At 61.0% G+C, this 13,514-nt stretch carries 7 protein-coding genes and 1 pseudogene; 4 read left to right on the forward strand and 4 right to left on the reverse strand.

What is annotated here, in order from left to right:
- Positions 1 to 2: 2 nt before the first annotated feature.
- Positions 3 to 3,902 carry a phosphoribosylformylglycinamidine synthase gene (gene purL / locus IMX18_RS19230; RefSeq protein ID WP_015269113.1) on the reverse strand — a complete coding sequence of 1,300 codons (3,900 nt, stop codon included), beginning with the start codon at positions 3,900 to 3,902 and terminating at the stop codon, positions 3 to 5.
- Between the two features lie 493 nt (positions 3,903 to 4,395).
- On the opposite strand from purL, the gene mltF reads away from it, so the two are divergent.
- The gene (gene mltF, locus IMX18_RS19235) at positions 4,396 to 5,853 is read left to right on the forward strand and encodes a membrane-bound lytic murein transglycosylase MltF (protein ID WP_015269112.1); all 1,458 of its coding nucleotides are present in this window, start codon (positions 4,396 to 4,398) and stop codon (positions 5,851 to 5,853) included.
- 110 nt (positions 5,854 to 5,963) lie between these two features.
- Here mltF and tadA read toward each other — a convergent pair whose 3' ends face one another.
- Positions 5,964 to 6,443 carry a tRNA adenosine(34) deaminase TadA gene (tadA, locus tag IMX18_RS19240; protein WP_015269111.1) on the reverse strand — a complete coding sequence of 160 codons (480 nt, stop codon included), beginning with the start codon at positions 6,441 to 6,443 and terminating at the stop codon, positions 5,964 to 5,966.
- On the reverse strand, positions 6,443 to 7,825 hold the full coding sequence (locus IMX18_RS19245) for a multicopper oxidase family protein (RefSeq protein ID WP_217190049.1): 1,383 nt from the start codon (positions 7,823 to 7,825) through the stop codon (positions 6,443 to 6,445). Before IMX18_RS19245 ends, tadA begins: the two co-directional genes overlap by 1 nt.
- Before the next feature lie 337 nt (positions 7,826 to 8,162).
- Here IMX18_RS19245 and IMX18_RS19250 point away from each other — a divergent pair, with 337 nt between their 5' ends.
- Together IMX18_RS19250 and tri1 are read left to right on the forward strand one after the other, a co-directional pair.
- On the forward strand, positions 8,163 to 9,638 hold the full coding sequence (locus IMX18_RS19250; protein ID WP_015269109.1) for a DUF6861 domain-containing protein: 1,476 nt from the start codon (positions 8,163 to 8,165) through the stop codon (positions 9,636 to 9,638).
- Entirely contained in the window at positions 9,635 to 10,702 is a 1,068-nt protein-coding gene (gene tri1, locus IMX18_RS19255; protein ID WP_015269108.1) for an ADP-ribosylarginine hydrolase Tri1, read from the forward strand. Before IMX18_RS19250 ends, tri1 begins: the two co-directional genes overlap by 4 nt.
- Before the next feature lie 33 nt (positions 10,703 to 10,735).
- Here tri1 and IMX18_RS19260 read toward each other — a convergent pair.
- A pseudogene (locus IMX18_RS19260) lies at positions 10,736 to 10,906 on the reverse strand (multicopper oxidase family protein); the annotation flags it as partial.
- A gap of 321 nt (positions 10,907 to 11,227) precedes the next feature.
- On the opposite strand from IMX18_RS19260, the gene IMX18_RS19265 reads away from it, so the two are divergent.
- Entirely contained in the window at positions 11,228 to 13,108 is a 1,881-nt protein-coding gene (locus IMX18_RS19265; RefSeq protein ID WP_217190048.1) for an LTA synthase family protein, read from the forward strand.
- Positions 13,109 to 13,514: the final 406 nt, after the last annotated feature.

The raw sequence follows: 13,514 nt of genomic DNA on the forward strand, positions 1-13,514 counted from the left end.
CCTTAGTTCACCCACACCCGTGCGTTACGGAACATACGCATCAGCGCGGCATCTTCCTGCCACTCATCCGGGCGCCAGGAGTTCTGCACGGCACGGAACACACGCTCCGGGTGCGGCATCATGATGGTCACGCGGCCGTCGCGGCTGGTGAGGCCGGTGATACCACGCGGCGAGCCGTTCGGGTTGGCCGGGTAGGCTTCGGTGACCTTGCCATGGTTGTCAACGTAGCGCAGGGCCACGCAACCGGACAGGTCGGCTGCCAGTAGTGCTTCTTCGCTGGCGAACTCCGCATGGCCTTCACCGTGGGCGATGGCGATCGGCATGCGCGAACCGGCCATGCCCTGCAGGAAGATCGAGTTGGACTTCTGCACTTCGACCATGGCCACACGCGCCTCGAACTGCTCCGAGCGGTTGCGCACGAAGTGCGGCCAGTGCTCGGTGCCCGGGATCAGTTCGTGCAGGTTGGACATCATCTGGCAACCGTTGCACACGCCCAGGGCGAAGCTGTCGGTGCGCTCGAAGAAGGCCTGGAAGGCGTCACGGGCGCGGCTGTTGAACAGCGCCGACTTGGCCCAGCCTTCACCGGCACCCAGCACGTCACCGTAGGAGAAGCCACCGCAGGCGACCAGGCCCTTGAAGGCTTCGAAGTCGACACGGCCGGCGAGGATGTCGCTCATGTGCACGTCGATGGCGGCGAAGCCGGCGCGGTCGAAGGCGGCTGCCATCTCGACCTGGCCGTTGACGCCCTGCTCGCGCAGGATGGCCACTTGCGGACGCACGCCCTTCTTGATGTACGGCGCGGCGATGTCGTCGTTGACGTCGAAGCCCAGCTTGACCGACAGGCCCGGGTTGTCTTCCTCGAGCAGCAGGTCGAATTCCTGGTCGGCGCAGTCGGCGTTGTCGCGCAGGCGCTGGATCTGGTAGCTGGTCTCGGCCCACTGGCGCTGCAGCATGCGGCGGTCGTCGTCGAACAGCACTTCGCCGTTCAGGCTGATGGACACTTCACCGTTGTTGACCGGCTTGCCGATCACCGCGACGCAGCCTTCACCCAGGCCAGCGGCGCTGAACTGTGCAAGTACGTCCGGGGTGGCATCCTGGCGAACCTGGATGACCGCGCCCAGTTCTTCGTTGAAGAGGATAGCCGGCACGTCGCCTTTGCTGTCGGTCAGCGGGTCAAGGTGCAGGTCGAGGCCGCAGTGGCCGGCGAAGGCCATTTCCAGCACGGTGGTGACCAGGCCGCCGTCGGAACGGTCATGGTAGGCCAGCAGGTGACCATCTTCGTTCAGGCCCTGGATCACGGCGAAGAACGCCTTCAGGTCTTCGGCATCGTCGACGTCCGGTGCCTGGGCAGCGATCTTGCCGTAGGTCTGTGCCAGGATCGAAGCGCCCATGCGGTTCTTGCCGCGGCCCAGGTCGATCAGGATCAGGTCGGTCTCGCCCTTGTCCATGCGCAGTTGCGGGGTCAGGGTCTTGCGGATGTCGGTGACCGGGGCGAAGCCGGTGATGATCAGCGACATTGGCGAGGTAACGCTCTTCTCTACGCCCTCGTCGCTCCACTTGGTCTTCATCGACATCGAGTCTTTGCCGACCGGAATGGTAATGCCCAGCTCCGGGCACAGCTCCATGCCGACAGCCTTGACGGTGTCGTACAGGCGGGCGTCTTCACCTGGGTGGCCGGCGGCAGACATCCAGTTGGCCGACAGTTTGATGTCGGACAGCTTCTCGATGCGCGAGGCAGCCAGGTTGGTCAGTGTCTCGCCAATTGCCATGCGGCCGGACGCCGGGGCATCCAGCAGCGCCAGCGGGGTACGCTCGCCCATGGCCATGGCTTCACCGGTGTATACGTCGAAGCTGGTGGCGGTGACGGCGCAGTCGGCCACCGGTACCTGCCACGGGCCGACCATCTGGTCACGAGCTACCAGGCCGGTGATGGTGCGGTCGCCGATGGTGATCAGGAAGCTCTTGCTGGCCACGGCCGGGTGGCTGAGAACGCGCTGAACGGCGTTGTCCAGGTCCAGCTTGCTCGGGTCGAAGTCATCGCCCAGCTCGGCTTCGCGGGTAACCGAACGGTGCATGCGTGGCGGCTTGCCCAGCAGTACGTCGAGCGGCATGTCTACCGGCGTGTTGCCGAAATGGCTGTCGCTTACGGTCAGGTGCTTCTCTTCAGTCGCTTCACCCACTACGGCAAACGGGCAACGCTCACGCTCGCAGATTGCCTTGAAGCGCTCGAAGTCGACGGCGCTGACGGCCAGCACGTAACGCTCTTGCGATTCGTTGCTCCAGATTTCGTGCGGGGCCATGCCCGGCTCGTCGTTGGGCACGTTGCGCAGTTCGAAGCGGCCACCACGGCCACCGTCGTTGACCAGTTCTGGGAAGGCGTTGGAGATACCACCGGCGCCGACGTCGTGGATGAAGGCGATCGGGTTGTTGTCGCCCAGCTGCCAGCAGCGGTCGATGACCTCCTGGCAACGGCGCTCCATTTCCGGGTTTTCGCGCTGTACCGAAGCGAAGTCGAGGTCAGCCGAGCTGGCACCGGTCGCCACCGACGAAGCGGCGCCGCCGCCCAGACCGATCAGCATGGCCGGGCCGCCGAGCACGATCAGCTTGGCGCCGACAGTGATCTCGCCTTTCTGCACGTGGTCTTCACGGATGTTGCCCATGCCACCGGCCAGCATGATCGGCTTGTGGTAGCCGCGCACTTCTTCACCGTGCGGGGTGTTGATGGCCTGCTCGAAGGTACGGAAGTAGCCGGTCAGGGCCGGGCGACCGAATTCGTTGTTGAACGCAGCGCCACCCAGTGGGCCTTCGATCATGATGTCGAGGGCGTCGACGATGCGCTCAGGCTTGCCGTAGGCCTGCTCCCACGGCTGCTCGAAGCCCGGGATACGCAGGTTGGACACGGTGAAGCCGGTCAGGCCAGCCTTGGGCTTGGCGCCACGGCCGGTCGCGCCTTCGTCGCGGATTTCGCCGCCGGAGCCGGTGGAGGCGCCGGAGAACGGGGCGATGGCGGTCGGGTGGTTGTGCGTCTCGACCTTCATCAGGATGTGCACCGGCTCCTGCACCGCGCCGTACTGGCGGGTTTCAGGGTTCGGGAAGAAACGGCCGGCAACGTTGCCGACGATCACCGAGGCGTTGTCCTTGTACGCAGACAGCACACCTTCGTTGTGCATCTGGTAGGTGTTCTTGATCATGCCGAACAGGCTCTTTTCCTGAGCCTGGCCGTCGATGTCCCAACTGGCGTTGAAGATCTTGTGGCGGCAGTGCTCGGAGTTGGCCTGGGCGAACATCATCAGTTCGATGTCGTTCGGGTTGCGCTTGAGGCCCTGGAAGGCGTTGACCAGATAGTCGATCTCGTCTTCGGCCAGGGCCAGGCCCAGGTCGATGTTGGCCTTGGCCAGGGCATCACGGCCGCCGCCGAGGATGTCCACCGAGGTCATCGGCTTGGGCTGGGCATGGCTGAACAGGTCAGCGGCCTGCTCCAGCTGGCCGAGCACGCGCTGGGTCATGCGGTCGTGCAGCTCGGCCGCGATCAGTTCGGCGTCGGCTTCGCTCAGGTTGCCGGCAACGTAGTAGGCGATACCGCGCTCCAGGCGCTGGATCGACTGCAGGCCGCAGTTGTGAGCGATGTCGCTGGCCTTGCTGGCCCACGGCGAAATGGTGCCCAGGCGCGGCACGACCAGGAACAGGCGGCCGCTCGGCTCCTGTACCGGCACGCTCGGGCCGTACTTGAGCAGACGGCCCAGCACCTGCTGCTGGTCGGCGGTCAGCTCGCCGTCGACATCGGCGAAATGGGCAAATTCGGCATACAAACCAGTAACAGCGGGGACTTTCTGGCTCAGTTGCTCGAGTAATTTACCGTGGCGAAAGGCAGAAAGGGCAGGAGCGCCGCGCAGGATCAACATCGTCGGGACAGCCTCAGGAAGGGGTGTGCTTAGAGGCCGTGCATTCTAGCCTAATTCGAAGGGTTTCGGCACCCGCTCTAAGCCACGGCTGCCGGGCGGCGGAACCGGACTTGCGGGTCAGAATTCAGGGGGCCTACCTTTAGAGATTTAGCGCCTGTGAAATCGAGCGCCGCCCACGCGGCGCTTCGCAGCACAAGGCTGCTCCTACATCTGTTTCGGGCCAATTATTCCTGGGGGAGTGGCGCGCGGCCCCTTGGCGTCCACCTCGGCAGCGTGTCGGAAAATCAAGGCAGTCGCGCGCATTGGCGCAGGCGTTACTGGCCCGAAACAGATGTAGGAGCAGCCTTGTGCTGCGAAGCGCCGCGCGGGCGGCGCTCGACCTCCCAGGCGCTGAACCTCCAAAGGCAAGCCCCCAAAGCACAGAACCCGCTACCAGACAAGCTAACAGTTGTCGAGATATGGTTGGGCCAGTCCTTTGCGTATACTGCAACCTATGTTCGCCCACACTGCTTTGCGCCAGCGTTGCGCCAGATGGCTTTTCGCAACCGGACTCTTTCTGCTGCTCGGTGCCTGCGTTGAAAAACCCAGCACCCTCGAGCGCGTGAAGGAGGATGGCGTGCTGCGCGTGATCACCCGCAACAGCCCGGCCACCTACTTCCAGGACCGCAACGGCGAAACCGGCTTCGAATACGAGTTGGTCCAGCATTTCGCCGAAGATCTGGGCGTGAAGCTGCAGATCGAGACCGCCGACAACCTCGACGAGCTGTATGACAGCCTCGGCAAGCCCTCCGGCCCGGTGCTGGCAGCGGCCGGCCTGGTCACCAGCGAACGGCGCAAGGCCCAGGTCAGGTACTCCCACCCTTATCTGGAAGTGACCCCACAGGTCATCTACCGCAACGGTCGCACGCGCCCCACCAACGCCAAGGGCCTGGTCGGAAAGAAGATCATGGTGCTCAAGGGCAGCAGCCATGCCGACCAGCTGGCCGAGCTGAAAAAGCAGTACCCGGGCCTGGAATACGAGGAATCCGACGCCGTCGAGGTGGTCGACCTGCTGCGCATGGTCGATGAAGGCCAGATCGACCTGACCCTGGTCGACTCCAACGAGCTGGCGATGAACCAGGTGTACTTCCCCAACGTGCGGGTTGCCTTCGACCTGGGCGACACCCGCGACCAGCGCTGGGCGGTGGCGGCCGGTGAAGACAACAGCCTGCTCAACGAGGTCAACGAGTTCCTCGACAAGGCGCAGAAGAACGGCACCCTGCAACGCCTGAAGGACCGCTACTACGGCCATGTCGACGTCCTGGGCTATGTGGGTGCCTACACTTTCGCCCAGCACCTGCAGCAGCGCCTGCCCAAGTACGAGAAGCACTTCAAGAGCTACGCCAAGGTCGAGCAGGTGGACTGGCGCCTGCTGGCCGCCATCGGCTACCAGGAATCGATGTGGCAGCCCGAGGTCACCTCCAAGACCGGCGTGCGCGGCCTGATGATGCTGACCCAGCGCACCGCCCAGGCCATGGGCGTGTCCAACCGCCTGGACCCGAAGCAGAGCATCCAGGGCGGCGCCAAGTACTTCATGAAGATCAAGGAAGAGCTCGACGACAGCATCCAGGAACCGGACCGCACCTGGTTCGCCCTGGCTGCCTACAACGTCGGCAGCGGCCACCTGGAAGACGCCCGCACCCTGGCCAAGCGCGAAAAGCTCAACCCGAACAAGTGGCTGGACGTGAAGAAGATGCTGCCGCGGCTGTCGCAGAAGCAGTGGTATCGGCAGACCAAATACGGCTATGCACGTGGCGGCGAGCCGGTGCATTTCGTGGCCAACATCCGTCGCTACTACGACATCCTCACCTGGGTGACCCAGCCGCAGCTCGAAGGCCAGGTGGCCGAGGGCAGCCTGCATGTGCCCGGGGTGAACAAGGACAAGCCGGCGGAGCAGTCGCCGCCGATGTAGCCTGTCAGGGCCCTATCGCCGGCAAGCCAGCTCCCACAGGCTCACCACTGCCCCCAAGGCCTGCAGATATCCTGTGGGAGCTGGCTTGTCGGCGATAGGGCACTGACAGGTTACCCCTTGGCTCGGCGAGCCTTGAAGAAGTCACTGAGGATCTGCCCGCACTCCTCCGCCAGCACCCCCCCCTCCACCATCACCCGGTGGTTCAGGAAACCCTGCCCGAAGAACTGCCCCTGGCTCTGCACGATCCCCGCCTTGGGCTCCAGCGCGCCGAATACCACCCGCATCACCCGCGAATGCACGATCAACCCCGCACACATGCTGCACGGTTCCAGGGTCACATACAGGGTGCTGCCGGGTAGCCGGTAGTTACTGGCGGATTTCGCCGCCGCGCGAATGGCCACCATCTCGGCGTGCGCACTGGGGTCACTGTCGATGATCGGCCGGTTGAAGCCCTGCCCGATCACCTGCCCATGCTGCACCACTACCGCGCCCACCGGCACCTCGCCCATGGCCGCACCTTCGGCGGCCAGGGCCAGGGCCAGACGCATGAATTCCTGATCGCGACTGCGATCGATGATCTGCGGGCGCATCAGACCACCGCGATCGCGGCCATCAGGCCGGTTTCCATGTGGTCGATGACGTGGCAATGGAACATCCAGGTGCCCGGGTTATCCGCCACCAGCGCCACCTGGGCGCGCTCGTTCTTGCCCAGCAGGTAGGTATCGGTGAACCACGGCTCCTTGATGTCATGACGGTTGGAGCCGATCACCTTGAAGCTCATGCCGTGCAGGTGGATCGGGTGCTGGTACTGGGTCATGTTCTTCAGCTCGAAGATGTAGCTCTTGCCCTTCTGCAACGTGGCAATGGGGCGCTCGGCGCAGGTCTTGTCGGTGATGTCCCAGGCCTGGCCGTTGATCTGCCACATGCTCGACGGCTTATCCTGGTCCGTAGTGACCGAGACTTTCGCCGCCCACTCGAAATTGAAGTTGAGCTTTTCGGCATTCTCCAGGTCCGGCTCGGCGATCGGGTTGGGCGGTAGCGCCGGCGGCCAGTCACTTGGCGCGTCGTTGCTGGCAACCGAACGCAGGGTACCCAGGCGCACGAAACCGTCGCGCAGGGAGATCTCCTCCCCCGCCTCGGGAATACGGACAGCCAGGCAGATACGCATGCCTGGGCCGAGCCAGTAGTCATCGTCCAATGGGCGCGGGGTTACCGGATTGCCGTCCAGAGCATAGATTTTTGCCTCGCAGTTGCCCTTGAGGTTGATGCGGTAGGTCCAGGTGTTGTCCAGGTTAAGCAGACGCACCCGCACAACCTGGCCGGCTGGCAACTCGGTGACCGAATCGGCCTGGCCATTGATGGTGATCAGGCGCCCGGCGGTGCCGTTGCGCGCCGCCTCACGCGGGATGCTGAACGGCAACCAGGCGCCCTGCTCGTCCACGTGCCAGTTCTTCAGGCTGAGCGTGCGTTCATGCTGGAAGCCGGTCGGCTCGCGCTCCTCGACGATCAGCGGGCCGACCAGGCCACGGCCCAGCTCTTCGGAACTGCTGACATGCGGGTGGTACCAGTAGCTGCCGGCGTCCGGCACACGGAATTTGTAGTCGAAGTACTCGCCCGGCTTGACTGGCAGCTGCGACACATAGGGCACGCCGTCCATTTCCAGCGGCAGGCGGATACCGTGCCAGTGGATGGTGGTTTCGACCGGCAGGTGGTTGATGAAGCGCACCCGCAGCCAGGTGCCCTGGCGCACACGCAACTCGGTGCCTGGCGCCGAAGGGCCGAAGGCCCAGGCCTCGGTCTTGAAGCCCGTCACCAGCTCGACGTCCAGGGGAGCAGCGATCAGCTCGTAGTCATGCCCGGCGTTGTCGTCCTCGACCTTGCCCAGCCAGTAACGTGCCGCGCCACCGGCGCCCAGGCCAACCACAACCAGGCCGGTCAGGCCCTTGAGCATTTGTCGACGGGTGAAGGACATCGGTGCGGGTACCTCGCGTTCTGCGCAATCAAGCTGCCAGCACGGCTGGCGATGAAGGGCGAATACGATACACCTGCAAATGGGAAATATTAAGTGAAGTATCCAGCCATCGTTTGCTTTGGCCACCCTATTGGCCATTCGGCAGACTTAACGGAACTGACCGACAAGCATGAGATCAAATTGACACCATTGCCAGAGGCACCTCAGATGAGAAAATGCCTCGCAATGCAATCGGCAGCTCGATTGGCGACTGGCTTGACCGTCAGCGTGGTGCATGGGAAAGAATCGCCTGCCGCCCGCACACTCACCTGCCTTCTCTAAAGGAATGCAATGGTAAATGGACTTATCAACTCACGTCCCTAGCTGGGGCGACATCGAACGCAACCTGGACCAAAAATTCAGCGCCCTCAATCAAAGCGTCAGCAGCGGCTTGCGCAATGTCCATGACAGCTGGGACGGCTTCACCCGTCGCGTAAGCGATGGCGCCAGCCAGGCTTATGGCGCTGTAGGCGGACACCGGATAGACAATGTCCGGCAGGCGATGGCTTTGTCCTATCCCATGATGCAGTCAAATCTGTCGCGCAAATGGGCGTCCATCAATATCGACCAGATTTTGCCCGTACTGCTCAAGCTCGTGCAGGAAGTGGTGATGATTCTCGGCGGCAGCGTCGCGCTAGGCGGCGCTATCGGCGGCGCCGTGGGTTCTCTAGCCTTTGGCGTCGGTGCGGCACCTGGGGTGGTCGCAGGCAGCGGTATCGGCCTGCAGGTCGGCAACCTGATCCTGATGGCGCTGGGCCTGGCCGCCATCGCGGAGTATTTCTATCAAGGGCTTCCCGCGTGCCTGGCCTCCATGCAAGAGGGGCTTGCTACCGCGTGGACTGCCGAAGACGGCTTGAAACCCTCCGGTCTCGACCCTTCGGGCGGCTCGGCGGCGCTGGTTCAAGAGCGTACCGAACACGCTGCAAGGCAACTGGCCCGTGGGCAAGAGCAGCTGGTGATGCTTTTGCTGATGGCAATTGTGACCTACCTGACCCGCGGGCAGATGAAAGCCGGCGTGATGAGCAGCGTGGAAAGCATCGCCAGCCGTAGTGCCAAGCTTCAAGCCGAAATCTCCAACAAACAGTTGGCCACCTGGCTGGCGAAGAACGAAAGCAGGCTGCTGGCTGAACCTGAGTTGCAGATGAAGGCCGCGACACCGCTGCAGAAAGCAGAGCCAGAGCTGCCGCCAGCAAAGCAAGCCACTGAAAAAAGCATTGCAGCGGCGCCCAAGAAGCTCATGAGCCTGCGAGAGGCAGTGGGCAAGGACATGGCAGAGCGATGGATTGCCGAAGGCCGCGCCCGGGCAGATTTTCGGGCCCCGGAGCTTTCGAAACTGCTCAGCGACGATCAAATAGGCGCACTTTACGGTTACTCTACCAACGATGTGTACAAGGCGTATAACCTGGCGATGCGCCAAGGCACAGCCACGCCTGAAATCATGGCTTTTGCCGAGCATGCAACCGAAGGTCTGGCACGCTTGCCTCGCTACGTTGGCGCTGAAACCTACCGTGGAACGGATCTGCCACTGGATGTGCTCAATCGCATGCAAATGGGCGCAGTGGAGACCGACATGGCATTCTTCAGCTCATCCGCGACAACACCATTCGCGGGCAATACCCAGATGGTCGTACGCGGCGTATCCGGCAAGGACATCAGTTTCCTGACGCAAATTCCCGAGGCGGAAGTACTGTACCCGCCGGGTACTTCTTTCAGGGTACTGAACCGGATTGAGCAAGGCCCCACGACTCATCTCTTATTAGAAGAAGTTCTATGATCGACCTGCACAGCCCTACCCTTGAAGTTACCGAGTATGCCTACCGGTACAACCACTTGCTACCAGCGCCCACCCCACGCGAGTCCGCAGGCCGTGCCTACGTGCACCCGCAATGGCAAGAATCGCGCGTTTGCACATTAACCCCCGAACAATCGCTCGACCGAGCCAAAGGTGCGTTGCTGGGTTTGGCCATTGGCGATGCCGTAGGCACCACCCTGGAGTTCCTGCCTCGCGATAAAGCACACGTCGATGACATGGTCGGCGGCGGGCCGTTCAGGCTCAAGCCAGGTGAGTGGACCGATGATACGAGCATGGCGCTTTGCCTGGCGGACTCGTACCTGGCTTGCATGCGATTCGACCATGCAGATTATCTCGAGCGACTGTGCAGGTGGTACAAGCGAGGGGAAAACAGCGCAAACGGTGTCTGTTTCGACATCGGCAATGCTACACGCCTTGCCTTGGAAGGGTGGCTACGCCATGGCCTGGACTGGATAGGCAACACAGAGCCGAATACGGCCGGCAATGGCTCCATCATCCGGCTCGCCCCCACCGCCATATTCAGGCGCCACATGCTGCCATCCACGTGGCGCGAAGCCCAAAGCCAGAGTCGGGCCACCCATCGGGCGCCCGAAGCAGTGAGTGGCTGCGAACTGCTGGGCGCGCAGCTGCACCTCGCCCTGAACGGCGCCGACAAGGATGAAATGTGCCGCCCGATGGTCCGCCCGCTGCAGCCCCGCGCCACCATCATCAACGCTGGCGAATACAAGGAAAAAAGCCGCGACCAGATCCGCTCCTCAGGGTATGTCATCGACACCTTGGAAGCTGCGCTATGGGCGGTTTGGAATACCGACAATTTCAGAGACGCAGTGCTACTGGCGGCAAACCTGGCAGACGACGCCGACAGCGTGGCAGCCGTGGCTGGGCAGCTGGCCGGAGCGTTGTACGGGGTATCCGGCATGCCCGAGGAATGGGTAAAGACAGTGGCGTGGTCTGAACACATCCAGGACCTCGCCCAAGCGTTGCACGACCAGGCGCCTGAAAACGACCCGTTCTATTCGCTGTGATGATGCGCCCGTCGGGGCAGACAGCTGAATGATAAAGGCCCAGGCCTCGGTCTTGAACCTCGGCACCAGCTCGACGTCAAGCGGCGCGGCGATCAGTTCGTAGTCATGCCCGGCGTTATCGTCCTCGACCTTGCCCAGCCAGTAGCGGGCCGCGCCTCCGGCGCCCAGGCCAACCACAACCAGGCCGGTCGGGCCCTTGAGCATTTATCGACGGGTGAAGGACATCGGTGCGGGTACCTCGCGTTCTGCGCAATCAGTCTGCCAGCAGGGGCTGGCGATGAAGGGCGAATACGATACACCTGCATTTGCGAAAGATTAAGTGAAGTCTTGTCGCGCGACCGGTTATCTGCCCCGACACCTGTGGCAACCTGCTCCCCCCGGTACCCAACTAACGCCCAGAGGCTGACTTGCCCGATTCAGGGTGGGCTGCTTAAGTTCAACAGACGGGGTGCACAGGTGCTGGCCTTCTGCCCGCCTATCGCTTCAGACAAGACGCCTGCTCTGTGAATGCGAAGGTTTGACACCATGTGGCACAGGAATTCATTACTGTATTTTTCGCTGCTGCTCACTTCAGGCCTTCTTCTGGCACCGAAGATCATCCTGATCGAGTTTTTCTCCTATCGATGGGTGGAGACCGGTGTTCTCGATATTGCCCTGTACTTGCTTCAAGACGTGCTGCTGGTGGTCGCCTTCTTTGTGATTGCTACCACCACCATTACCAGAAACAAATTCAATTTTTATCTGTTAAGCATCGCCTCAGGCGCCTTGCTGCTGTTCCTGCTGGTGGATATGCGAGTTCGGGAGCTATGGCTGAAGCCACTGGACTGGCAACTGATACGCTACAGCCTGCAGAACGCAAGCAACCTGACCTCCGGAGCCGAGGTGTTCCTCACCCAAGCCGCCGGGTTCGGGCACACATTCAGGTTCATTGTCTTTGTGCTTTTTCTTGCCTACCTGGTGACCTGGTCTTTCGCTGGGCTGGCAACCTACATCGCTTATAAAGAACAGCGCACGGCCCCAATAAAGAAAAGACAACACCTCTGGGCGTCGCTGCTGGTGATAGGCGCCCTGCTCATCGGCTCCATCCATGCCAAAGACGCACGCTATTACCTGAACGAAAATATTGTCGTCAGCCCGCTGGTCACAACACTCAGAAGCACGACTCCCTTGAATGCAGCTCCGCATAGACCGCCGCTGCCATTCGAACAACCCGCCTACCCGCTAACCAGCGTCAACGACATCCGAAAACTTCAATCTCATGCCACACCAGACTTCAAGAACCTGGTCTTCATCATTCTGGAGTCGGTGCGCTGGAACAGCGTTTTTGCGCCCGACATCAAAACCGCCGAGAGGTATCCCACCTTCGATAAGCTCTCTCGGGAGGGCATGCTCTTCAAAACGTACGTATCAGTGCCTCACTCGTCCAAAGGCTACCACGCGATCCTGACGGGGCTGCACGCCTACCCAGATATTGAAATCAAAGAGGCCATGTACCTGCTACAACCCAGCGTCATCCATGAGCTGAAAAACAGGAAAGACATGGAAGCCGTCGCATTCAGCTCGCTGTACCTGCAATTCGAAAACATGGAGGGTTTCCTGAAGTCCATCGGCGTATCGAATGCCTATGCAGTTTCGGAGATCACCCATGCCGAAAATCGCTCACAACACGCCAGTAGCTTCGGAGAGAGTGATGAACAGCTGTTTTCATCCAGCATCTCTTACCTGGAGAAGATAAAAAAGAATGGCCAGGGTTTCATCGCACTCTACTTCCCAAGCGCAGCCCACTACCCCTACCAATGCAGCCAAGGGCCCCCATTACTGAGCGAGCTGGAAAAGTATGAAGACTGCATAGCCAGAACAGACAGCGTACTGGGTGAAATGCTGACATCATTCGACAAGCAAGGCCTTCTGGACTCGACATTATTCGTGCTCGTGGGTGACCACGGTGAGTCGTTTGGTGAGCACGGTCTCTTCATTCACAACGCTTCCATGCACGAAGAAGAAGTGACCGTACCCCTGATTTTCTGGGCCAAGGAAAAGTCACTGCCCAAACCCGCCACAACGACCAGTCACCAGATCGATGTTGCGCCCACGGTCGCCGACTTCTTTGGCGTGACCGAGTCGCCCCTGTCTGTCCAAGGCATCAGCTTGTTGAGGGAACATGGCAAACGCACATTCTTCATGTCCACGTTCTTTGACCAACTGGCGTCAGCCTTGGTGGAGCACCCTTACAAATACATATACGAATTCAGTTCGGACACCCTGACCAAATACAATATCGAGAATGACCCGCAGGAAAAGCACCCGCAGCGCGTGGAGGGCGATGAGTTCGTCGCGGTGAAGAGCAGGTTGCTTTCCTATAATGTCTACCAGAAAGCGCTATTTGCCAAAAAGCCAAAAGAATAAGCAAATCTGAATGAGCAAGAACCAGAAAGCCCGCAATTATGCAGGCTTTCTGGTGTATCCGTGCCTACGGGTACCAGCCTGAGCTGGCTACCCGATCATTCCCACTCTATTATCAATAGCAATGCAAAACTGAATAAAAAAGGCTCAAAGATCATGGTATTCACGAACGAAACCATTAAAAATACCATGATCGCACAGCCTACTTCCGAGGCTTTAAGCTGCTGGAACCTAAGTGCTTCAAGTCAACGTTTGTTGACAGCTGACGGAGCAGGACAGATAGCTCAGCCCTGTCGCCCCCCTTACAGACATCGACAAGTAATTCAATGACATACAACGGATCACGCTGATACAGCTCCGCCATAGCTTCATCGTGGCTGCGATCTTTCATCTCCTACCTCTGCGCTTG

Source organism: Pseudomonas shirazica, assembly GCF_015168335.1.
Lineage (GTDB): Bacteria > Pseudomonadota > Gammaproteobacteria > Pseudomonadales > Pseudomonadaceae > Aquipseudomonas > Aquipseudomonas asiatica.

Excerpts from the sequence above, each read along its gene's own strand:
- IMX18_RS19250 (WP_015269109.1), top strand. The coding sequence starts at position 8,163 with ATGGACTTATCAACTCACGTCCCTAGCTGGGGCGACATCGAACGCAAC.
- tadA (WP_015269111.1), bottom strand. The coding sequence starts at position 6,443 with ATGCGCCCGCAGATCATCGATCGCAGTCGCGATCAGGAATTCATGCGT.
- mltF (WP_015269112.1), top strand. The coding sequence starts at position 4,396 with ATGTTCGCCCACACTGCTTTGCGCCAGCGTTGCGCCAGATGGCTTTTC.
- tri1 (WP_015269108.1), top strand. The coding sequence starts at position 9,635 with ATGATCGACCTGCACAGCCCTACCCTTGAAGTTACCGAGTATGCCTAC.
- purL (WP_015269113.1), bottom strand. The coding sequence starts at position 3,902 with ATGTTGATCCTGCGCGGCGCTCCTGCCCTTTCTGCCTTTCGCCACGGT.
- IMX18_RS19245 (WP_217190049.1), bottom strand. The coding sequence starts at position 7,825 with ATGTCCTTCACCCGTCGACAAATGCTCAAGGGCCTGACCGGCCTGGTT.
- IMX18_RS19265 (WP_217190048.1), top strand. The coding sequence starts at position 11,228 with ATGTGGCACAGGAATTCATTACTGTATTTTTCGCTGCTGCTCACTTCA.